The sequence below is a fragment of the Haemophilus sp. HMSC066D02 genome (assembly GCF_001810545.1).
Lineage (GTDB): Bacteria > Pseudomonadota > Gammaproteobacteria > Enterobacterales > Pasteurellaceae > Haemophilus_D.
Map to the genome: position 1 here is coordinate 80,271 of NZ_KV801826.1, position 21,392 is coordinate 101,662.

The 21,392-nt window shown below is 40.1% G+C and carries 22 protein-coding genes and 3 tRNA genes; 10 read left to right on the top strand and 15 right to left on the bottom strand.

Annotated elements, in window-relative coordinates:
• Nucleotides 1–5 precede the first annotated feature (5 nt).
• Together rph and dauA are read right to left on the bottom strand one after the other, a co-directional pair.
• Complete coding sequence (gene rph, locus HMPREF2750_RS08910; protein WP_070583542.1) at nucleotides 6–722, bottom strand: ribonuclease PH; 717 nt, start codon at nucleotides 720–722, stop codon at nucleotides 6–8.
• Between the two features lie 61 nt (nucleotides 723–783).
• Entirely contained in the window at nucleotides 784–2,526 is a 1,743-nt protein-coding gene (gene dauA / locus HMPREF2750_RS08915; protein WP_070583544.1) for a C4-dicarboxylic acid transporter DauA, read from the bottom strand.
• Nucleotides 2,527–2,650: 124 nt separating this feature from the next.
• On the opposite strand from dauA, the gene HMPREF2750_RS08920 reads away from it, so the two are divergent.
• Nucleotides 2,651–2,740 (top strand) — tRNA-Ser (locus HMPREF2750_RS08920).
• Between the two features lie 118 nt (nucleotides 2,741–2,858).
• Here the strand turns inward: HMPREF2750_RS08920 and HMPREF2750_RS08925 are convergent.
• The 3 genes from HMPREF2750_RS08925 to HMPREF2750_RS08935 form a co-directional block, all read right to left on the bottom strand.
• Nucleotides 2,859–4,079, bottom strand: coding sequence for a YadA C-terminal domain-containing protein (locus tag HMPREF2750_RS08925; protein WP_070583546.1), 1,221 nt, complete (start codon nucleotides 4,077–4,079; stop codon nucleotides 2,859–2,861).
• 191 nt (nucleotides 4,080–4,270) lie between these two features.
• Nucleotides 4,271–4,347: transfer RNA gene (locus tag HMPREF2750_RS08930), tRNA-Arg, on the bottom strand.
• 52 nt (nucleotides 4,348–4,399) lie between these two features.
• Nucleotides 4,400–4,476: transfer RNA gene (locus tag HMPREF2750_RS08935), tRNA-Pro, on the bottom strand.
• Between the two features lie 178 nt (nucleotides 4,477–4,654).
• On the opposite strand from HMPREF2750_RS08935, the gene folD reads away from it, so the two are divergent.
• Nucleotides 4,655–5,512, top strand: a complete 858-nt coding sequence (gene folD / locus HMPREF2750_RS08940; RefSeq protein WP_065243737.1) for a bifunctional methylenetetrahydrofolate dehydrogenase/methenyltetrahydrofolate cyclohydrolase FolD — start codon at nucleotides 4,655–4,657, stop codon at nucleotides 5,510–5,512.
• Nucleotides 5,513–5,552: 40 nt separating this feature from the next.
• Here the strand turns inward: folD and HMPREF2750_RS08945 are convergent, their stop codons facing one another.
• From HMPREF2750_RS08945 to rsmA, 4 genes are all read right to left on the bottom strand, one after another.
• Nucleotides 5,553–6,887, bottom strand: a complete 1,335-nt coding sequence (locus HMPREF2750_RS08945) for an NAD(P)/FAD-dependent oxidoreductase (protein ID WP_070583548.1) — start codon at nucleotides 6,885–6,887, stop codon at nucleotides 5,553–5,555.
• A gap of 99 nt (nucleotides 6,888–6,986) precedes the next feature.
• The gene (locus HMPREF2750_RS08950) at nucleotides 6,987–7,610 is read right to left on the bottom strand and encodes a glucose-6-phosphate 1-dehydrogenase family protein (RefSeq protein WP_070583550.1); all 624 of its coding nucleotides are present in this window, start codon (nucleotides 7,608–7,610) and stop codon (nucleotides 6,987–6,989) included.
• 9 nt (nucleotides 7,611–7,619) lie between these two features.
• Nucleotides 7,620–8,447 (bottom strand): bis(5'-nucleosyl)-tetraphosphatase (symmetrical) ApaH, encoded by an 828-nt coding sequence (gene apaH, locus HMPREF2750_RS08955; protein WP_070583552.1) that lies wholly within the window; start codon nucleotides 8,445–8,447, stop codon nucleotides 7,620–7,622.
• Between the two features lie 15 nt (nucleotides 8,448–8,462).
• Nucleotides 8,463–9,326 (bottom strand): 16S rRNA (adenine(1518)-N(6)/adenine(1519)-N(6))-dimethyltransferase RsmA, encoded by an 864-nt coding sequence (gene rsmA, locus HMPREF2750_RS08960; protein ID WP_070583553.1) that lies wholly within the window; start codon nucleotides 9,324–9,326, stop codon nucleotides 8,463–8,465.
• 226 nt (nucleotides 9,327–9,552) lie between these two features.
• On the opposite strand from rsmA, the gene infA reads away from it, so the two are divergent.
• The 5 genes from infA (at nucleotide 9,553) to rplI (ending at nucleotide 11,357) form a co-directional block, all read left to right on the top strand.
• Nucleotides 9,553–9,771: a translation initiation factor IF-1 gene (infA, locus tag HMPREF2750_RS08965; protein ID WP_005627617.1), complete on the top strand. Its 219-nt coding sequence runs from the start codon at nucleotides 9,553–9,555 to the stop codon at nucleotides 9,769–9,771.
• A 189-nt stretch (nucleotides 9,772–9,960) separates the two neighbouring features.
• Complete coding sequence (gene rpsF / locus HMPREF2750_RS08970; RefSeq protein ID WP_005627620.1) at nucleotides 9,961–10,338, top strand: 30S ribosomal protein S6; 378 nt, start codon at nucleotides 9,961–9,963, stop codon at nucleotides 10,336–10,338.
• Nucleotides 10,325–10,651, top strand: a complete 327-nt coding sequence (priB, locus tag HMPREF2750_RS08975) for a primosomal replication protein N (protein WP_005627623.1) — start codon at nucleotides 10,325–10,327, stop codon at nucleotides 10,649–10,651. The genes rpsF and priB overlap by 14 nt, the downstream gene beginning before the upstream one ends.
• A gap of 11 nt (nucleotides 10,652–10,662) precedes the next feature.
• Nucleotides 10,663–10,893, top strand: a complete 231-nt coding sequence (gene rpsR, locus HMPREF2750_RS08980; protein WP_005696867.1) for a 30S ribosomal protein S18 — start codon at nucleotides 10,663–10,665, stop codon at nucleotides 10,891–10,893.
• Between the two features lie 14 nt (nucleotides 10,894–10,907).
• Nucleotides 10,908–11,357 (top strand): 50S ribosomal protein L9, encoded by a 450-nt coding sequence (rplI, locus tag HMPREF2750_RS08985; RefSeq protein WP_005698599.1) that lies wholly within the window; start codon nucleotides 10,908–10,910, stop codon nucleotides 11,355–11,357.
• Nucleotides 11,358–11,505: 148 nt separating this feature from the next.
• On the opposite strand, the gene frdD is transcribed toward rplI, so the two are convergent.
• The 4 genes from frdD to frdA are packed head-to-tail and all read right to left on the bottom strand — an operon-like array spanning nucleotide 11,506 to nucleotide 14,845.
• Nucleotides 11,506–11,850 (bottom strand): fumarate reductase subunit FrdD, encoded by a 345-nt coding sequence (gene frdD, locus HMPREF2750_RS08990; protein ID WP_070583555.1) that lies wholly within the window; start codon nucleotides 11,848–11,850, stop codon nucleotides 11,506–11,508.
• A gap of 11 nt (nucleotides 11,851–11,861) precedes the next feature.
• Nucleotides 11,862–12,272 carry a fumarate reductase subunit FrdC gene (gene frdC, locus HMPREF2750_RS08995; protein ID WP_070583557.1) on the bottom strand — a complete coding sequence of 137 codons (411 nt, stop codon included), beginning with the start codon at nucleotides 12,270–12,272 and terminating at the stop codon, nucleotides 11,862–11,864.
• A 10-nt stretch (nucleotides 12,273–12,282) separates the two neighbouring features.
• Complete coding sequence (locus HMPREF2750_RS09000) at nucleotides 12,283–13,053, bottom strand: succinate dehydrogenase/fumarate reductase iron-sulfur subunit (RefSeq protein ID WP_005696861.1); 771 nt, start codon at nucleotides 13,051–13,053, stop codon at nucleotides 12,283–12,285.
• Complete coding sequence (gene frdA, locus HMPREF2750_RS09005) at nucleotides 13,046–14,845, bottom strand: fumarate reductase (quinol) flavoprotein subunit (RefSeq protein ID WP_070583559.1); 1,800 nt, start codon at nucleotides 14,843–14,845, stop codon at nucleotides 13,046–13,048. The genes HMPREF2750_RS09000 and frdA overlap by 8 nt, the downstream gene beginning before the upstream one ends.
• A 279-nt stretch (nucleotides 14,846–15,124) precedes the next feature.
• On the opposite strand from frdA, the gene epmA reads away from it, so the two are divergent.
• A complete protein-coding gene (epmA, locus tag HMPREF2750_RS09010) occupies nucleotides 15,125–16,108 on the top strand; it encodes an elongation factor P--(R)-beta-lysine ligase (RefSeq protein WP_070583561.1) in 984 nt (327 codons plus the stop codon).
• 312 nt (nucleotides 16,109–16,420) lie between these two features.
• Nucleotides 16,421–17,464, top strand: coding sequence for a porin (locus HMPREF2750_RS09015; protein WP_070583563.1), 1,044 nt, complete (start codon nucleotides 16,421–16,423; stop codon nucleotides 17,462–17,464).
• A 241-nt stretch (nucleotides 17,465–17,705) separates the two neighbouring features.
• On the opposite strand, the gene hemH is transcribed toward HMPREF2750_RS09015, so the two are convergent.
• Nucleotides 17,706–18,677 (bottom strand): ferrochelatase, encoded by a 972-nt coding sequence (gene hemH / locus HMPREF2750_RS09020; RefSeq protein WP_070583569.1) that lies wholly within the window; start codon nucleotides 18,675–18,677, stop codon nucleotides 17,706–17,708.
• The gene (locus tag HMPREF2750_RS09025) at nucleotides 18,674–19,093 is read right to left on the bottom strand and encodes a hotdog fold thioesterase (protein WP_070583571.1); all 420 of its coding nucleotides are present in this window, start codon (nucleotides 19,091–19,093) and stop codon (nucleotides 18,674–18,676) included. The genes hemH and HMPREF2750_RS09025 overlap by 4 nt, the downstream gene beginning before the upstream one ends.
• A gap of 396 nt (nucleotides 19,094–19,489) precedes the next feature.
• Between HMPREF2750_RS09025 and HMPREF2750_RS10170 the strand changes: the two genes are divergently transcribed.
• Nucleotides 19,490–21,392: ESPR-type extended signal peptide-containing protein (locus HMPREF2750_RS10170; protein WP_315940625.1), on the top strand; the 1,903-nt coding region annotated here is incomplete at its 3' end.

Below are 21,392 nucleotides of genomic sequence, written 5' to 3' on the forward strand. Positions count from 1 at the left end.
TGTTCCTATAAACCTAATGCTTCACGTTGTGCAGCGAAGATTTGTTCGCAGCCTTGTTTTGCTAAGCCCAATAAGGTGAGTAATTCTTCGTGGCTGAATGGTTCGCCTTCTGCAGTACCTTGTACTTCGATCATACGACCATCTTCCATCATCACAACGTTCATATCTGTTTCGGCGGCTGAATCTTCCACATATTCCAAATCACACACAGCTTCACCTTCAACAATCCCAACCGAAATTGCAGCAATCAGACCTTTGATTGGATTGGTTTTTAATGTGCCATTTGCAATCAAACCATTGATAGCATCACATAATGCTACTGCAGCACCCGTGATGGAGGCTGTTCTTGTACCGCCATCCGCTTGAATCACATCACAGTCTAAGGTAATAGAACGTTCGCCAAGAGCCTCTAAGTCAACCATAGCACGTAATGAGCGAGCGATTAAGCGTTGAATTTCCATGGTGCGTCCACCTTGTTTGCCTTTTGCCGCTTCACGTTGCATACGGCTGTGTGTAGAGCGAGGTAACATGCCATATTCTGCTGTCACCCAACCTTGATTTTGTCCTTTTAAGAAACGCGGTACGTTTTCATCAACACTCGCCGTACATAAAACTTTAGTATCACCAAATTCCACTAATACTGAGCCTTCAGCATGTTTCGTGTAATTACGGGTGATTTTAATTGGACGAGGCTGATGATTTTCACGATTATTTGGACGCATTCTGAATTCCTTTATTTTATTGATAAAAAAGCGTGCTTATTTTAGCACGCTTTTTAGTGTTTTATGGATTTGCTTGTTCAAACTCACGAATTTTATTAAACACATCTTGTAAATCTGTACCATAGTTAATTTTTTGCAATTCAGGCACAGAGTTAGATTTTACTAACATTCTGAGTGGTTGGAATTGCATATTGCACAAGTAGATTTGTTGATGTGGCAACATATGCTGTACAAAATGAGTGAGTGCATGAATACCGCCGGTATCCAGCACAGTCACGGCATCGCATTGCAACACGATATGTTTGATCTCGTGATCCGTATGGACGGTTTTATCATGCAAATCCGCAAAGAGTTTATCCGCCGCAGCAAAGAATAGTGGACCGCTGATACGATAAGCTAATACATCATTTAAATCTTCTGGTGCAGGTTGTTCAATCGCTTTTGTCATTTCTGCAATGGTGCGGATAAATAAGAGACTCGCTAATAATACGCCGACAGAGATGGCAATTACCATATCAAATAACACAGTGAGAATTAAGCAAGTGAACAACACAGCAATTTCGTTTTTTGTGGAGCGACGCGCCAAACGAATAATTTCAGGTACATTTGCCATATGCCAAGCTACCATTAATAGCAATGCAGCCATAGAAGAGAGTGGCAAATAAGACAGGGCATTCGCAAAGAATAATAGCGAGAATAAAACCAAGAGTGCATGAATGACACTGGCTATTGGCGATACTGCTCCAGATTTAACGTTGGCTGCAGAACGTGCAATTGCTGCAGTTGCCGTAATGCCGCCTAAGAATGGTGAAATAATATTACCTAAACCTTGGGCGAGTAATTCATTATTGGAATGATGTTTGGTATCCGTCATATTATCTAAAATGACCGCACAAAGTAGCGATTCAATCGCGCCTAATACAGCCATTGAAAAGGCGGCAGGCAAGATATCTTGTATGCGATCAAAATTCCAATTGATGACTTCACCTTGTGCATTAGGAATATTCCAAGGTAAGGCAAATTCAGGCAGGACATTAGGGATACCATGTCCTGTTGTACCGTCAGATAAGGTATATTGGAATGCTGTACCAATGGTTTCAACCGAGAAGCCAAATTGTCCTAAGGCTAATGCCATGAGTGTCCCAATAATGACCGCAGGTAAATGGCCCGGCACGGGTAAACGAAGTTTATGCCATTGGGTGAGTACAAATAAGGTGATCACGCCAACCGCAGTGTCTGCCCAGTTAATCGTCGGAAGTGCGGTCAAAATAGCTTGCACTTTTTCAATATAGTGAGGTGGCATCTGGGCAATGTCTAAACCTAAAAAATCTTTGATTTGCAAGGTGCCGATGGTGATCCCAATCCCGCAGGTAAAGCCAAGTGTAACGGGGAGAGGAATGTACTCAATTAGTCGTCCCAATCGAGACAACGCCATGATGACTAAAATAATTCCCGAAAGTAGCGTTGCCATAAGTAACCCGCTGAGCCCAAATTGTTGGGTGACGGGATATAAAATCACGACAAATGCGGCGGTTGGACCTGAAATATTAAAACGCGATCCACCGGTTAACGCAATTACGATCCCCGCTATGATAGCGGTATAAAGACCGTGTTGTGGTGGCACACCGCTAGCAATGGCTAAAGCCATGGAAAGTGGAATCGCAATGACGCCCACGGTGAGACCCGCGATAATATCTTTAATCAATTTTTGTTTTCCGTAACCTTCACGGAAAGATTCTTTCAATGCGCTAAATGGTTTTACGGCCAAAAACACATTTTTAGAAAAGAGTGATTTGATATGCATAAAAATACGATGATAGAAAAAAGATAGTTTATATTTTAGCTAAAAGGAAAAGGATTTTTTATGTTCTAGCTCAAAAAACTTGACTAATCTTGGATAAATCTTTATATTTCACGCACTTCAAAACGGTGAGATGTCCGAGTGGTTGAAGGAGCACGCCTGGAAAGCGTGTATGTGCGAAAGTGCATCGGGGGTTCGAATCCCCCTCTCACCGCCATTCAAATTACAATTCTTTGTAAATATCCAATCATTTTTTAAATCATATATTCTCGATATTTTATGGATATAAAAAAGCACGCATTAAGCGTGCTTTCGTTATTTATACGAGTGTTTAGTTAGCGCCAGCGTATCCCAACACCCGCACCTGCACCAAAATCACCACGACTACTTGCAGTACCGCCTACTTTAAATAGCAGTTTACCATTATCAGATGCACGAGAATAACCCACTGCTAGTGCACTTTCATTACGGAAAGTTCCTGCACCTACACCAAGCACACTTTCCCCAGAGGTAATGGCTTGAGGTACTTGTGTTAATGCAATGGCACTTGAAATACCTGCGCGTAATTTTTTCACGTTGTGTTTCAAATCTGAGCGCAATGATTCAGTAGAACGAGTCATTTCAGAACGTAAATCAGAAATCTCTTTCGTATTTGTCATAACTTGATTTGATAAGTGATCTAAACGTGAAGCGTGATTAGCAATATTTTGCACGTTATTGTTTACTTTATCATTAAGTACTTTGGTGTTCTGGGTATTGTTTGCAGAATTGTGACTGATTCTATTTTTTAGGTCATCAATATCAGTTCTGTTCGTTTGAATATTGTTTGTATTATTTTTTACTTGGTTATCTAGGTTATTTAGATTTTTTTGGGTATCCGTAACACGCTCTCCCACACCCGTGATACGATTATCTAAGTCCTTACGATTCTCCGTAATACGATTATCTAAATCTTTGCGATTTTCTGTAATTCGTTCATCGAGCGCTCGGCGATCTTCAGTAATGCGACTATCTAAACGACCCACTTCATCATTAATGCGGTTGTTGAGATTTTTATCTGTTTCATTAATGCGATCATTTAAGTTTTTATCTGTTTGGTTTAAACGATCATCAACGCCAGTAATACGATTATTTAAATCTTTCTGAGCATTGGTAATGCGATCATCAAGACGCCCCACTTCAGTTGTTACACGATTATCAATTTCAGTTTGAGTATTCGTAATACGTTCATCTAATGCTCGGCGGTTTTCCGTGATATCTTTATCTAAACGACCTACTTCGTCATTAATGCGGTTGTTGAGATTTTTATCTGTTTCATTAATACGATCATTTAAATTTTTATCAGTTTGATTAAGTCGAACATCGACACCAGTGATGCGATCGTCAAGTTCTTTACGCTCATTTGTAATTCGATTATCAAGAACTGAACGAGTTTCAGTAATACGCTCGTCGAGTCTTCCTACTTGAGCATAAACTTCAGTTTTTGTTGCGGTATCTTCTGCGAAAGCAAGAGATGCACTTCCAAATAGACATACAAATAATAGTGTTTTTTTCATTAGGTTTAATTCCTTTAAATAAAAAATATCCGAAATATAATAAAAGTTTCATTTGGTATGAAACGAAATGAATAATACTTGTATGAAATAATTTGGTAAATATTTAAATGTAAAAATTTACAAAGATTTACATTGTAAAACAATAACTTATGACTTTATTAAATAATTTAATTTTTTAAGAATGTATATAATGGCACGCCCTAAAGGATTCGAACCTTTGACCCACGCCTTAGAAGGGCGTTGCTCTATCCAGCTGAGCTAAGGGCGCATTTTAAGGGTTACATCTTTTGTATGGAATTTCGAGGGAAATATAAAAGAAGTGGTCGGCGAGATAGGATTTGAACCTACGACCCACTGGTCCCAAACCAGTTGCGCTACCAAGCTGCGCTACTCGCCGACGATTGAGCACAATTATAGTGAGCTTTTCTTTTCAGTCAATTAATTTTTTAGATTCCTCTTTCAACTGCTCAAAATTATTCCAGTTTTTTTAACCGCTCTTTTGTTGTCTTTGTAAAATAAGGCGTTGTCAGTTAAAATAGCAAACGTTTACTTAATGCCACCTTGAGGAAAAATGCATGACCGCCCAAATTATTTCAGGTACTGAACTATCAAAAAAAATCAAATCTGATGTTGCCAGTAAAATTGAACATTATCGTGCTCAAGGTAAACGTGCGCCAGGACTTGCAGTAATTTTAGTGGGGGCAGATCCAGCTTCTCAAGTCTATGTGGGCAGTAAACGTAAAAGTTGCGAAGAGATCGGAATGGTCTCGAAATCCTATGATTTACCTGAAACCACGACAGAGGCGGAACTACTACAACTGATTGACCAATTAAATGCCGATGAAACCATTGATGGCATTCTAGTCCAGCTTCCATTGCCTGAACAAATTAATAGCACATCAGTGATTGAGCGTATTAGCCCTGAAAAAGATGTGGATGGTTTCCACCCTTATAATGTGGGGCGTTTATGCCAACGTATCCCAACTTTACGCGCTTGCACCCCTTATGGTGTGATGAAATTATTAGAAACTACAGGTATTGATTTACACGGTAAACATGCCGTGATCGTTGGTGCATCAAATATTGTAGGGCGTCCAATGTCGCTTGAATTATTATTGGCAGGCGCTACTGTCACAGTGACACACCGTTTCACGAAAGATTTAGAGCATCATATTCGTCAGGCAGATGTTTTAGTGGTGGCTGTGGGTAAACCTCGTTTTATTCCAGGTGATTGGATTAAAGAAGGGGCAACGGTCATTGATGTGGGAATTAACCGTATCAATGGCAAATTAGTGGGTGATGTGGAATATGATGTGGCGATACAAAAAGCGGCTTATATTACGCCAGTACCGGGTGGAGTAGGGCCAATGACAGTTGCCATGCTGATGTTTAATACACTTTATGCTTATGAGCATAACAATCAACTCGTTTAAGAAATAAAAAAGTGCGGTTAAATTGACCGCACTTTTTGTATTAATGTAATTTCAATCTTGGTTTTAAATAGTGGTTAAGTTTATCCACTAAAATAATCAAGCCAATCTTAATACATCCATGCAAAGCATGTTGGTGCATACGATATAAAGACACATACGCAAACTGTGCAAATTTACCTTGAACAGTTAGTGGGTTTTTCCCAAATTTATTTGAAATGCTGCCCAATGCGGTAAAGCTTGAAAGAGAAACCAAGGTTCCCTTATCGTTGTACTTGAAGGCTTTTAATGGTTTTTGCTCAAAAAGTGCAACGATATTTTTTGCACAAGCTTTTGCCATTTGGTGTGCAGCCTGCGCTCTTGGCGGAACTAATTTACCGTTTGGTTGCATTAATGCCGCACAGTCACCAATCGCGAAAATACTGTCATCCACCGTAGTTTGAAGGGTATCTTTTACCACTAATTGATTGATGCGGTTAAGCTCTAATCCATCAAATTGCTGTGTCACCGTTGAGGTACGAACACCCGCCGCCCACACAATCAGATCAGCTTTGATTTCTTCACCATCTTTGGTGATAAGTGTATTTGGTTGGGCTTCCGTGATCATCGTATTTAATTTCACGTTTGCCCCCATTTCTTGCAATTCATCTAATACCGCTGCAGATAAATTTTCAGGTAGAGCAGGTAATAAGCGAGGACCCGCTTCAACTAAGGTGACTTGCAAGCAAGAATTATCAATTTTACCGTAACCGTAAGAAGATAGGTCTTCAGTGGCATGATAAAGCTCCGCGGTTAATTCCACGCCAGTTGCACCACCGCCAACAATGGCAATATTGACTTTGCTCTCATCCACTAATTTCTGTTTAAATTCTTCTTCACCAATATCGTCTAATACACGGTTTTCTGAGAATTTAAGGAATAATTCCAACATTCTTTGTTGGAAGCGAAGTGCTTGATCTGAGCTGTCTAAGAAAATACAGTTATCAGCCACGCCTTTTGTATTGAAATCATTCGATTTACTACCGATCGCAATCACTAAGTAATCATAAGGAATACGACGTGCAACCACGAGCATATCGCCTTCTTGCCCATAAACGGGGGCAAGTTCAACATATTTCTGTTCACGATTGATGCGCGTGATCGAACCTTGTTCAAAGCTAAAATGATGGTTTTTCCCGTGTGCACGATAGCTAAGAGAATCCGTGCCATCATCCATCACACCAGTAGCGATTTCGTGTAATAAGGGTTTCCACAAGTGGGTCGCATTGCGATCCACAAGCGTCACTTTAGCCTGTTTTTTACGACCTAATTTGTCGCCTAAAAATGTCGCTAACTCTATGCCGCCGGCGCCACCGCCAACGATCACGACGTTTTTCATAAAGTACTCCTAAAAGCAAAATTGTTAAAAATGTTAAACTAATGTAATGATAGCATAACAAATAAAAAGACGAAAAAATTTAATGGAAATGATCGCACTTTATTGATGGCAGCGATCGTAAAGCGGTTGTAACTGTTTAATGGTTTGGGTGATAAATGAAACAGGATCGATTTGATGAAGTTCAGCTTTTTCAATGCTTTTTCCAATGCACCAAAAATCTTCATCTGAACGTAAGAGGAGATCTTTTTCAGAAATGTCCTTCACTTGGCGAAAATCATCATATTCGCTTTCATCTTCTCGCCAAATATCAAAATCAGCAAATTGTTTGAAATCAAATTGATCAAGCCACTGATTATATTGTTGCACATTAATTTGTGAGCGATCTGCACGATAGCAATGCCAATCTAAACACACTCTTAGTCGGCGACGATTTAATAGCACAGAAAAGATTGCTGCAGAATTTTGGTTGAACTCGTATTTAAAATAAGCGAAGAAATGCGCGCGTACCTGCCAGCCATTGGTCCAGCTTTCAATATGCGGTTTCGCAAAAGGCATGCCTAGTTGCTTTGCCACTTCTTGGATAATCGCTTTCCAGTTATCCCAGTGTAATTTGTAATCCGCTTTAATCGCCGGAATATCTTCCGGACAGAATTTCTTCATTTGAGCGAATTGATAGAAAGGAATATTGAACAGTTCACAAGATTCAGCCGTAAGCGAGAGCATGGCGTTTCCTTAAAAATCACTGTAATTTTTGACCGCACTTTGCGTGAAGAACTGTTTGTCTTCCCAACGCAACAGGGTCATTCGATTATTCCACACACATCCTGTATCCAAGGCATAAATACCTCTTGGAGTTGGCTCATCGACTAAACTAGCCCAATGCCCAAATACAATGGGAATTTGTTTATAAAGAGGATTATCTAAATTAAACCAAGGCGTGAGCTCCGCTGGCGCATCTTTTAAAGGGGATTTACAGGCAAAATCAAAGCGATGATCCAAATAGCAAAAACGCATTCGAGTGAAAGCATTAATAATGTAACGGTGGCGATCTAAGCCTTGCAAATCTCGAGACCAGCGATCAGGCTGTTCGGAATACATATTTTCAATGAGATAATGAAAATCGCCGTGCTGTAAAATCTGTTCAACTTCAGCTGCACAAGATTTCGCAGTTTCCAAATCCCAATCAGGCGAAATACCTGCGTGTGCCATCAGGAAGTTTAATTCTTCATTATGCACAAGTAGTGGCTGATGGCGTAACCAATGAATCAGCTCATCAAAATCGGGTGCATTAAAAATGGCATCGACACGATCACGCGGTTTCACTTTTTTAATACCCAGTGCGGTCGCAATTAAGTGTAAATCATGATTGCCTAGCACGGTTTGTGCCGAATCGCCAAGTGATTTTACAAAACGAAGACATTCAAGTGATTTATCCCCACGCGCCACAAGATCCCCCACGAGATAAAGTTTATCTTGCGTAGGATTGAAGCTCACACGTTCTAATAAAAGCTGTAATTCATCATAACAGCCTTGCAAATCACCGACGAAATAGGTTGCCATTTTTGACCGCTCTTTTTACTCTTCTGAATCTAAGATTTCATCTTTATTAATATCAGCTGGAGGATTATCCGCTAACCAGTTTGCTAAACGTGCATAATCTGCGATAGCCAAATTTTCTGCACGTGCATTTAAATCAATACCAAGTGCGGTCAGATTTTCAGGTGAAAATAGTGTTGAAAGTGCATTGCGTAATGTTTTACGGCGCTGATTAAACGCTTGGGAGCAAACACGGTTCAACCAATATAAATCTTTTACAGGGTGCGGCAATTCTTTATGCGGAATTAAACGCACAACCGCTGAATCTACTTTCGGTGCAGGTTTAAATGCAGAAGGTGGCACTTCAAGTACAGGCATCACTTGGCAGAAATATTGCGCCATAATGGTTAAACGTCCGTAAGCTTTGCTATTTGGCCCTGCACATAATCGTTTTACCACTTCTTTTTGTAACATGAAGTGCATGTCTTGAATCACATCATGATATTTAAATAAGTGGAACATCAATGGGGTGGAAATGTTGTAAGGTAAGTTACCAAACACACGTAATTTCTGGCCTTTTTCTGCTAGGTTTTCTTGTGTATAAAGCTCACCAAAATCAAATTGCATGGCATCCGTTTCAATCACGGTGAGCTTTTGATGTAAAAATGGATGATGACGTAAACGTTCTGCTAGGTCTCGGTCAAGTTCTACTACGGTAAGATGATCGACAAGCTCACCAACCGGCTCTGTTAATGCGCCAAGTCCCGGACCAATTTCCACTAAGAATTGATTGGGTTGTGGGTAAATCGCCGCCACGATACCTTGAATCACAGATGTATCATGTAAAAAGTTTTGACCAAAGCGTTTACGCGCCGTATGGCCTAAGTGTTTTTTTGAATTCATAAGTACTATTTAATAAGAAAAGTGCGGTTATTATAGAGCCTGTATTTCTTTTGTAAATCATTCCTAAGTCTTGATACAACTTACAAATTGGTGAAAAAAGTGATTTTTTTCTGTTCAATTTTATTTTAATCTTTCGTCTAACGCCAAAAACGGCTATAATCCGCCCGTTTTTCATTTATAACCGCAAAAAAGTGCGGTCAAAAAAATCATTATTTTAGAGGATAAAATGGCAAAAGAAGATTGCATTGAAATGCAAGGCACAATTTTGGAAACCTTACCAAATACCATGTTCCGCGTTGAGTTAGAAAATGGTCACGTAGTGACCGCACATATTTCTGGCAAAATGCGTAAAAACTATATTCGTATCTTAACGGGCGATAAAGTAACTGTAGAAATGACACCTTATGACTTAAGCAAAGGTCGTATCATTTTCCGTAGCCGTTAATTTAGAAATAAAAGAAAAGCCGATATGTTGATATCGGCTTTTTTTGTTTGAAAAGCGTACAAATTATTTGAAGTCTAGAAAAAAATCTGTATAATCAGCGCCCTTAGCCACATTCATTTTTTCGTTCCTTGCCTTTGCAGATTGGTGGCTAATCTACGTCAAAGGCTGATTAACCCGTAAGGAGCAGTAATGCGTCACTACGAAATCGTGTTTATGGTTCATCCGGACCAAAGCGAGCAAGTACCAGGTATGATCGAACGTTACACAGGTTCTGTTAAAGAAGCTGGTGGTCAAGTTCATCGCCTAGAAGATTGGGGTCGTCGTCAATTAGCGTACCCAATTAACAAATTACACAAAGCACACTATGTGCTTATGAATGTAGAAGCGCCTCAACAAGTCATCGACGAGCTAGAAACGACTTTCCGTTATAACGATGCTGTATTACGCAGTCTTGTTATCCATACTAAGCACGCCGTAACCGAAGCGTCCCCAATGAAAGCGGCTAAAGAAGAACGTAAACCTTTAGCTGAAGTTGAAAACAACGATTTTGAGGATGCTGAAGAGTAATTCAAAACTTGATAATCGCTTCTCGTTAATCGGCACAGTGTGTCAATTACCCAAGCGAAGCAAAAGCCCTAACGGGATTGCGCATTGCCAATTTTGGCTGGAACATCGTTCCGAACAAGTCGAAAGTGGTTTATCACGCCAAGCGTGGTTAAAGATGCCTGTTCAAGTCAGTGGCAATCAGTTAATAGAAAAAACTCAAAGCATTACGGTCGGCAGTAAACTTCTTGTGGTGGGGTTTATTACTTCACATAAAACCTCAAATGGTTTAACGCAGTTAGTATTGCATGCCGAGCAAATCGAATTTATAGATTAGGAGACAGCCAAATGGCACGTTATTTCCGTCGTCGTAAGTTCTGCCGTTTCACCGCGGAAAATGTTGTTGAAATCGATTACAAAGATATCGCTACATTAAAGAACTACATTTCTGAAAGCGGCAAAATTGTACCAAGCCGCATTACCGGTACTCGTGCGAAGTACCAACGCCAATTAGCACGCGCAATCAAACGCGCTCGTTATTTAGCGTTATTACCTTACTCTGATTCTCATCACAATTAAGAAGGAGTTAGGAAATGCAAGTAATTCTTTTAGATAAAATCGTTCACCTAGGTAATGTAGGTGATCAAGTTAATGTTAAATCTGGTTTCGCTCGTAACTTCTTAATCCCACAAGGTAAAGCAGTTATGGCAACTAAAGCTAACATTGAACACTTTGAAGCACGTCGTGCAGAGTTAGAAGCAGCGGCAGCAGCAAGTCTTGCAGCAGCTCAAGCTCGTGCAGCACAAGTGACTGCATTAGGTTCTGTAACTATCGCATCTAAAGCAGGTGAGGAAGGTCGTTTATTCGGCGCAATCACTACTCGTGATGTAGCAGAAGCAGTAACTGCAGCAGGCGTTGAAATTGCGAAAAGCGAAGTTCGTTTACCAAACGGTCCAATCCGTACTCTTGGTGACCACGATGTTCGTTTCCAACTTCACGGCGAAGTATTTGCAACATTAGATGTTATCGTTGTTGCAGAATAATTATCAAAGTTTTTGATAAAAGAAAACCCGACGTTATGTCGGGTTTTTTGTTTTTCTGGATTAAGAAAATATTTTGGTTATTTGTCGAGAATAAAAAAGTGCGGTCATTTTTGACCGCACTTTTATTTATCAATTTAGTATTTTTAAATTACAAACCTAATACGGCAAATAACACCCAAACAGTGTAAATGGTTGCGAGGCCGTAGAAGATAAATCCGCCTGCTGGCACGTGGATTTTAAGATCGTGCATCGCGTGATGGATACGGTGTAAACCACACCACATTGGGAAAATGGTTAAAACTAAGATAACCAATTTTCCGATCCAAGAATAAGCGAATGTAATTAAGTTATGTGGATCAATTAATCCGAATGGTAACAATAAACCAAGGATTAAGATCACAACAGGGAAGAAAATCGCACTGACAGTCCCGCCAGCACCAAACATCAACCATACTGGTGGTTCGCCAGAGCGTTTTGGATTTTGAACGACCATTTTTTCTCTCCCTACATATAAACTAAAATTAATGCGATAACACTAATCACAGCTGTCACTGCCCAAAGTGCATTTCTTAATACGTGATGTGGTAAACGTTCATTTTTAACAATGATGTTCATCACTTTTGGTGTCATCACGAAATAAGTTGCAGTGTGATATAAGGTCGCAATTAATGTGATGATATTTAAGACCACCACAATTGGATTTCTTAAGAAGCCAATGAAATCAACAATACCTAAGCCTGGTACAGGATTGCTTGCAAGGCAAAGTACACCGTAAAGCAATACGATACAGAACCACACAGCAAAGATAGAAGTTGCTTCACGTACCATATAAGCTTTGTAGAAATCCAATTTTTGCCACCAAGTAGCCGTCATTGGGCGAACATATTTTTTGCGTTTACTTACTGTTACTGACATATTCTTCCCCTTAGCCTTTTGGTTTTAGCATTGAGATAACATAATCTTTGGCACTTTCCACTTTGCCTTGGTTGATTGCAGAAGCTGGATCCACGTGTTTTGGACAGACTTCAGAACAATAACCCACGAAAGTACAGCTCCAAACACCGTTTTTACCATTTAATAATGGCATACGTTGTGCTTTACCATGGTCACGGTTATCAAGGTTGTAACGGTGTGCCATTGTAATCGCTGCAGGGCCTAAGAATTCAGGATTTAAACCAAATTGCGGACAAGCGGCATAGCATAAACCACAGTTGATACACATTGAGAATTGACGATATTTTTCAAGCTGTGCCGGCGTTTGTTTCGTACGGCTGACTTGCAACTCTTTCGATGGATGTGGTTTACCATCTAATGCTGGTGCTTCGTTACCAATAATATAAGGTTTAATTGCCTCTAAACTTTCGATGAAGTGGCTTAAATCAACCACTAAGTCGCGTTCAATAGGGAAGTTTGCTAATGGTTCAATACGCATATGGCCGCTGTAATCACGTAAGAATGTTTTACAAGCCAATTTTGGTTTGTTATTTACCATCATCCCACAAGAACCGCAGATCGCCATACGGCAAGACCAGCGATAAGAAAGAGACGGTTCAAGTTTATCTTTAATGTAACCTAACGCATCTAAAAGAGAAGTTTGGTTATCATAAGGTACTTGATAAGAGCTTAAATGTGGCTCTTGATCATTTTCTGGGTTGTAGCGTAATACTTCTACAGTCATTACTGGTGAATTAGCCATTTGCTTGCTCCTTAGCTTTCGCAGCCGCTTCTGCCGCTTCTGCTTCAGCACCATAAACACGTTTTGCTGGTTGAGATTTAGTGATTTTCACCGGGCTGTATTCAATACGCGGTGCATCATCGCCATTGTAGTAAGCAAGGGTGTGTTTTAAATAATTCACATCATCACGTTCAGTGTAGTCTAAGCGTTGGTGTGCACCACGAGATTCTTTACGTTCAATTGCAGAGTTGGCAATTGATTGTGCCACATCAAGGATGTAACCTAATTCTACAGTGTAAAGCACATCGGTATTGAATACGCTTGAACGGTCTGCAACACGAATACGTTTATAACGTTCTTTAAGCTCAGCAATTTTATCTACTGCTTTTTGCATGCTTTCTTGGTCACGGTAGATACCACAACCTTCTTCCATGACGGTACCCATTTCATCACGGATTTCAGACCAAGATTCATTACCGTCTTGGTTATAAAGTGCTTCAAGGCGAGCCACAACATCTTGTGCTTGTGCATCAACTGCTGCACGGTTTGCTGGTTGTGCTTCTGCTGCACGTTGTGCGGCATATTCACCTGCAACACGGCCTAAAACCACTAATTCTGCAAGCGAGTTAGAACCTAAACGGTTTGCACCGTGTAAACCAGAAGACGCACATTCACCCACAGCAAATAATCCTTTAATGCGAGTTTCGCTGTTGAAATCCACTTCAATACCACCCATGGTATAGTGAACAACCGGACGAACTGGAATTGGTTCATTAACTGGGTTTACACCTTCATAAGCACTTGCTAATTCACAAATGAATGGAAGACGTTCATGTAAATATTTTTCACCTAAGTGACGTAAGTCAAGGTGAACCACATCAACACCTTTTGCAGTTTTTAAGGTGTTGCCTTTTTTCCATTCTTGCCAGAATGCTTGTGAAACTTTATCACGCGGACCAAGTTCCATATATTTGTTTTCAGGTTTACCGATTGGGGTTTCAGGGCCTAGACCATAATCTTGTAAATAACGGTAGCCGTTTTTATTCACTAAGATACCGCCTTCACCACGACAACCTTCAGTCATTAAGATACCGGTGTTCGGTAAGCCGGTTGGGTGGTATTGGACGAATTCCATATCACGAAGAGGAACACCATGACGATATGCCATTGATAAACCATCACCAGTTACGATACCGCCGTTGGTGTTGAATTTAAATGCACGACAGCCACCACCAGTTGCAATTACAACCGCATTTGCGTTGATTTGAACAAGTGAGCCTTCCATCATATTCATCGCCACCATACCGCGAGCATGGCCATCATCAACTAAGATGTCTAAAACGAAGTGTTCGTCAAAACGTTGAATTTGTGGATATTGAATGGATGTTTGGAAAAGAGTATGTAACAAGTGGAAACCGGTTTTGTCTGCCGCGAACCAAGTACGTTCGATTTTCATCCCACCGAAACGACGCACGTTCACATCGCCATCTGCTTTACGGCTCCAAGGGCAGCCCCAACGTTCAAGCTGAGTCATTTCCACTGGAGAATGTTCAACGAAGTATTCCACCACATCTTGTTCACATAACCAGTCACCACCGGCAACGGTATCGTGGAAGTGTTTATCGTAGGAATCTTCCTCTTTAATTACTGCGGCCGCACCACCTTCTGCTGCAACCGTATGGCTACGCATAGGATAAACCTTAGAAACTAATGCGATCTTTAAGTTAGGGTTTGCTTCTGCTGCTGCAATTGCTGCACGTAAACCGCCGCCACCGGCACCAACAATAGCAATATCGACATTAACCGTTTGCACGATATCCTCCAATCATATAGAAAGTAAAAAAATAAAATGCCCTAAATTAATAGGGGCTTGTGGTAATTCTGCCACTTTTGTTTACAAATTAGTAACTTTTTTTCCCGAATAAACAGATAAAATATCAAAAGTGTGATCTAACTCAAAAAAGTTAATTTTTTATATATTTATAGATGATAACCGTTTGCGTTTAAGAATGATTTAGTCGGATTATTGAGTTAAAAATCAGTCTTGTTTACAATAGCCTAATTCATTTTAAAGGTGAAAACGGAGAAAAAAATGACCGCACTTAGCGATGAAAAAACAGAATGGCAACCTTCCGCCTCAATTAAAAACTTATTGGCGCGTGCCAAAATCATTGCGGATATCCGCCAGTTTTTTACTGAACGTGGATTATTAGAAGTAGAAACTCCCGTTTTAAGTGAATTTGGTGTGACGGATCTTCACCTTTCAACTTTTAATACAGAGTTTATTGCACCTTTTGATGAACTGTCGAAAACGCTGTGGCTTTCTACTAGCCCGGAATATCATATGAAACGTTTATTAGCAGCAGGCAGTGGACCGATCTTTCAAATTGGCAAAGTGTTTCGTAATGAAGAAGCGGGTAATCGCCATAATCCGGAATTTACCATGCTTGAATGGTATCGACCGCACTTTGATATGTACCGCTTAATGAATGAAGTGGATGATTTATTACAACAGATCCTCGATTGCAAACCTGCAGAAACCTTAAGTTATCAATTTGTCTTCCAAGAATATGTAGGATTAGATCCATTGTCTGCTACTCGTCAAGAATTAGTAGAGGCAGCGCGCAAGCACAACTTTATGGCAGATGAAGATGAAGATCGTGATACGTTATTGCAATTTTTATTCAGCGAAGTGGTAGAACCTAAAATCGGACAAGAGGCCCCTGTTGCGGTTTATCATTTCCCTTCTTCCCAAGCTGCGCTCGCACAACTTAGCCCAGAAGATAGCCGCGTGGCAGAACGTTTTGAGTTCTATTATAAAGGCTTAGAGTTAGCCAACGGTTTCCATGAGCTCACAGATGCACGAGAACAACAATACCGCTTTGAAAAAGACAATCGCCTACGCGAAAAAGCAGGATTGCCACAGCGTGAAATTGACTATCGTTTTCTAGGGGCATTACAAGCAGGTATTCCAAATACTTCTGGTGTGGCTTTAGGGGTCGATCGTTTAATTATGATTGCATTAGGCGCGGAAAGTATTAAAGAAGTGATTTCATTTTCGATAGAATGTGCCTAGTTTGCTCAAAAAATATTCATTATGTCTTCGAAAATGAATAAAAAAGAAGAATAAATTGCTCAAAATAGAGCGATCATTGTATAGACAAAATTCTGAAAAGTTCGATGTGAAAGGATGTTTTTGATTAAAAAATGTCCTTTTTTGTGTAAAAAATGTGATCTTGATCCAATTTTAGAAAATTGGAAGAGATCCTCCCATTGACACTATAGGTTTATTTTGTAATATTTGCGACGTCTATTTCGGAGATTGAACTTTTTATGAAAAATTGCTTCAATCAAAAATCATAGGTAACAACCAAAAGGAATAACAATTATGAAAAAGACACTAGCAGCATTAATCGTTTCTGCATTTGCCGCTTCAGCAGCAAACGCAGCAGTAGTTTATGACAACGAAGGTACTAAAGTTGAATTAAACGGTTCTCTTCGTTTAATCTTAGAAAAAGCGGATGCTAAAAAGTATGACGCAGTAGGTAATTCAACTAAAACTGCAAATTCCGCTTTACGTAACGCAGGTTCACGTTTCGGTATCACAGTAAAACACAACTTAGATAACGATTTCTATGCGTTAGGTCGTTTAGAATTCCATTTTGATGATACAGAATCTCGTGACCAATTCGGTAGTCTTTATGCTAAACGTGCTTATGTAGGTTTAGGTAGCAAAGCAACTGGTGATATCACATTCGGTCGTCAATTAACTATCGCAGATGATTTAACCCAAGCAAATGACTATGAATATGGCTTTATTCCAAAAGGTAAATATATTCCAACTTCAGGCACTGGTGTAGTACGTTACGACTATAAAGGTATCGAAGGTTTACAATTAAGTGCAAACTACAACTTCGGTCAACGTCATAATGATAAAGGTAGAGCGCTTACCCCAGGTCTTAAAAATGCATTTGGTTTCGGTGCATTATACACAGCAGGTGATTTAGATGCTCGTTTCGCTTATGGTCACACTAACCTTGAAACTAATGCAACATATAAACACCGTGTAGATGGTTTCTTAGCATCATTAGGCTATAAATTTGGTGATTTCAAATTAACAGGTGACTTTGGTTATGCACATGTGAAATTTGATGATGCAAAAACAAATAAATTCTATGTATCTCCAGGTTTTGCATATCAAGTAACTCCAGCATCTCAAGTATATGGTAACTACCTATATGAGCGCGTGAAAGGCGAAGCTGATAAAGACAAAACTCACGGTTTCTTACTTGGTGCAGACTACAAACTTCATAAACAAGTTGTATTATTTGTAGAAGGCAAATATGTGACTACTAAAGAGTACGTTAACGATTCTTACGATGGTAAAACTAAAGACAGAGCTATCGGTGTAGGTATGCGTGTATTCTTCTAATCTTTGATTAGATAAGAATCTTAAAAGGCGAATCGAAAGGTTCGCCTTTTTGTTTATTTTTTAAATCTCCCCAACTCTTTTTAAATCTCCCCAAACCCCTCTTTACAAAAGAGGGGCTTTTTTATGATGTGGCTTTTAGTAGTTTTATTGGGAATATATTTGAGAGAGTTAAGAACGGAGAACGTTTATGGGCTATTAAGCTCCCCCTCTTTCGTAAAGAGGGGGCTGGGGGGAGATTTAATTATTTCAACTTATCCAAAACCAATTTCCCCATCATTTCAATATGGGCTTTTTCAGCATTCAATGCGGGGATGTAGTGATAAGACACACCGCCGTGATTTAAGAACGTCTCTTTGTTTTCAACTTCAATTTCTTCTAAGGTTTCTAAACAATCCACGGAAAAGCCAGGGCAAATCACGGCGATTTTTTGAATGCCTTGAGAAGCTGCTTCTTCTAAAAAGTGATCCGTATAAGGTTGTAACCATTCTTCACGACCAAAGCGAGATTGGAAAGTCATATTCCATTGGTTTTCTGTCAAACCTAATTTATCCACAATGGCAATGGTGGTTTGTTTGCAGTGCTGACGATAATAATCGCCCATATTCTCATAACGCAATGGAATGCCATGATAAGAAAAAAGCAAAAACTCATCGGGTTTTAACCGCACTTTAATCGAATCCACTAAGGCATTAATGTAGTTTTCATCAAGATGATAAGAATGAATAAACTCAAAAGGCACAATATTGCGTTCTTGTGCAATGGCACGATTAAACGCATCGATTAATGCACCTGTTGTGGTGCTGGAATATTGTGGATAAAGCGGCAATACAATCATGCGTTCCACATCATTTTTAAGTAAATTTTTGACCGCACTTTGCATCGAAGGATTGCCGTAAGTCATGGCAATTTCGACTTGTGCATTGATGCCTTGTTCAGTCAAATAAGCTTGTAAACCCGCTTGTTGTTGCTTTGTAATGGCAAGTAGGGGAGAGCCTTGTTCTGTCCAAATAGATTGATAATTTCGTGCAATGCGTTTAGAACGCATCGGTAAAATAATGGCTTTTAAAAGGGGATACCATTTCCAACGAGGCAAATCGACCACGCGAGGATCCATTAAAAAATCAGCTAGATAACGGGAGATCGCTGCGGGTTGAGGGGCATCAGGCGTACCAAGGTTCGCTAAAATGATGCCAATTTTTTGAGTTGTAGTCATAAATGTTTGATAGAAAGCGTTAATCGAGAAACGCAGCAAAGTTTATCTTGTTCATCGCGAATGTCAATTTGCCAAACATGGGTATTTTGACTTAAAGCAATTGGTGTTGCCTTTGCGGTAACAAAACCTTGTCTCACTGGGCGAAGATGATTGGCGTTGATATCTAATCCCAAGGCAATTTGGCCTTCTTCTATACTGAGAAATCCCGCCAAAGAGCCAATGGTTTCAGCCAACGCGACAGAGACGCCACCATGTAATAAGCCGAAAGGCTGAGTGCTACGATGATCAACGGGCATTTTTGCCTCAATCCAGTTTTCACCATAAGCTGAGATCTCAATGCCTAAATGCCCAACAGCACAATGTTTCCCCATTTCATTAAGCTGTTCAAGCGTGAACGCTTTTTTCCAGATTGCCATATACTTTTCCTTATCTTATTTGATGGCGTTAGTTTGATCTAATTCGATACTTTCGTAAAGAAAAAAGAAAGGCAGTATAATGATTTTAGTACGCAATTTTGCTTATTTTTTACACAAAAATTTACACTTCTTTAAGTTTTTCGCAAAAATTTTCAAAAATCTTTACATATATTTACATAAGTCAAAATTTACTTTAATTAATTGTAATTTTTAGTAAATTTTTTTTTAGATGCTTCCTTTTTATACAAAGTTCGCTTAGAATAAGCTGTTCTGACCAGAAAGGTAAGGGGAACTGTTGTCAAAATTTGTGGTCGTCGCCTTTCTGACGTTGAATTTTTCGGCGCTGTTGCATCAGTGACAGCTTCTTAATCATCCTAATAAAAGGAATAATTTTATATGAACAAAGTGTTTAAAGTTATTTGGAATCATGCTACACAAACGTGGACTGCAGTTTCTGAACTTGGGCATGCTAAAGGTAAAACCAAATCTAAAAAAATCGTGAAATTGACTGCACTTGCAGGTGCTGTGATTGGTTCATTGGCTGCATCACAAACAGCGATGGCTGTAACAGATCTTGGTACTAACGATGCGGTGAATATTGCAGCAAACAATGTAGCAAATCCACCTGCTGGTCGCGAAGCGATTGCGGTAGGTCAAAATGCAGGTGCGACCCACCAACATTCTATTGCGATTGGTAGAAATGCAACTGCAAAGTGGACGAATACTATTTCTATCGGTAAAGATACTGTATCAAGCCAGGATCATGCGGTTGCAATGGGCACTAGCGCAAATGCATCGGGTGTTCAATCAGTTGGTGTAGGTTCTTATACTAAAGCAGAAGCTAATTTAACTATTGCAGTTGGTCCATATGCTCAAGCAAGTAAAGAAGCAGCAATTGCTATGGGTTCTAATGCGACTGCAGCTGAATCAAACTCTGTTGCAGTAGGTCAAACTGCGACTGCAGCTAACAATAACGCTATTGCTATCGGTACGAAAACTAAATCTGCTGGCGATAACGCAATTGGTATTGGTGCTTATGCAGAATCAACTGCAGCACGTGCTACAGCGATTGGTGTGTTAACGCAAGCTACTGGTAAAGGTTCATTCGCAGGTGGTGCATCTGCTCAAGCAACAGGTGAAAACTCTGTGGCGATTGGTGGAGCACAAGATGGTACTTTAGGTAATAAAGCAGGTACTGCGGCTAAAGCGACGGGTAACCAAGCTATTGCTTTAGGTACTCAATCTAATGCTTCAGAGGCTAATGCTACCGCAATTGGTAACGGTGCAAACGCATCTCATAAGAATGCAGTTGCTCTAGGTTCTGGTTCTGTAACTAAAATGGCTATTCCTAATGCGTCACAAGAGTTCTTCAAGAAAAGATATACCTTCGCAGGTGGAAATCCAGAGAGCGTAGTGAGCTTCGGTTCTTCAGGTAAAGAGCGTCAATTAGTGAATGTGGCAGCAGACCGTATTAATGGCGATTCAACTGATGCAATCAATGGTTCACAATTATATGCTGTGACTCAAATGATCGGTGATCACCAATGGATAGTAAGTGGTAATACAACTGCTAGTGTTCGCTCTTCTCACGAAGAACATGGTGTAAAACGCAATGATATCGTTGATTTCGAAGATGGTAAGGGTACCAGTGCTGTTATTAGACATACGCCAGCAGATATTAGTTCAGGTGAAGCAGGAAAAACATATGTTACATACAATGTTAACTTAGTAGATGGCAAAAATACAAAAGTTAAATTTAACTCAACTACTAACACCTACCAAATTGATGTTGACATTGTAAATAGTTCTACTGGTGCAACTGGTGCTACAGGCCCTAAAGGCGATACAGGTCCTGCTGGTCCTAAAGGTGATACCGGCGCTACTGGTGCAACCGGCGAAAAAGGCGACAAAGGTGACAGCGCTTTAGGCTTAACTGTTGACGTTCAAGATGATAACGCAAACGGTACTCACACTATTACTATTAGTAATTTAGATGATGGCTCAGTCACTACTACCATCGTTAAAGACGGTAAAAACGGTAAAGATGGTAAAGACGGTGCTACTGGTGCAACAGGTGCTACAGGCGCAACTGGTGCTACAGGTGCTAAAGGTGACACAGGTGCTACAGGTGCAACAGGTGCTACAGGTGCAACAGGTGCTAAAGGTGACACTGGTGCTACAGGCGCAACTGGTGCTACAGGTGCTAAAGGTGACACAGGTGCTACAGGCGCAACAGGTGCTACTGGCGCAACTGGTGCTACAGGTGCAACTGGTGCTACAGGTGCTAAAGGTGACACAG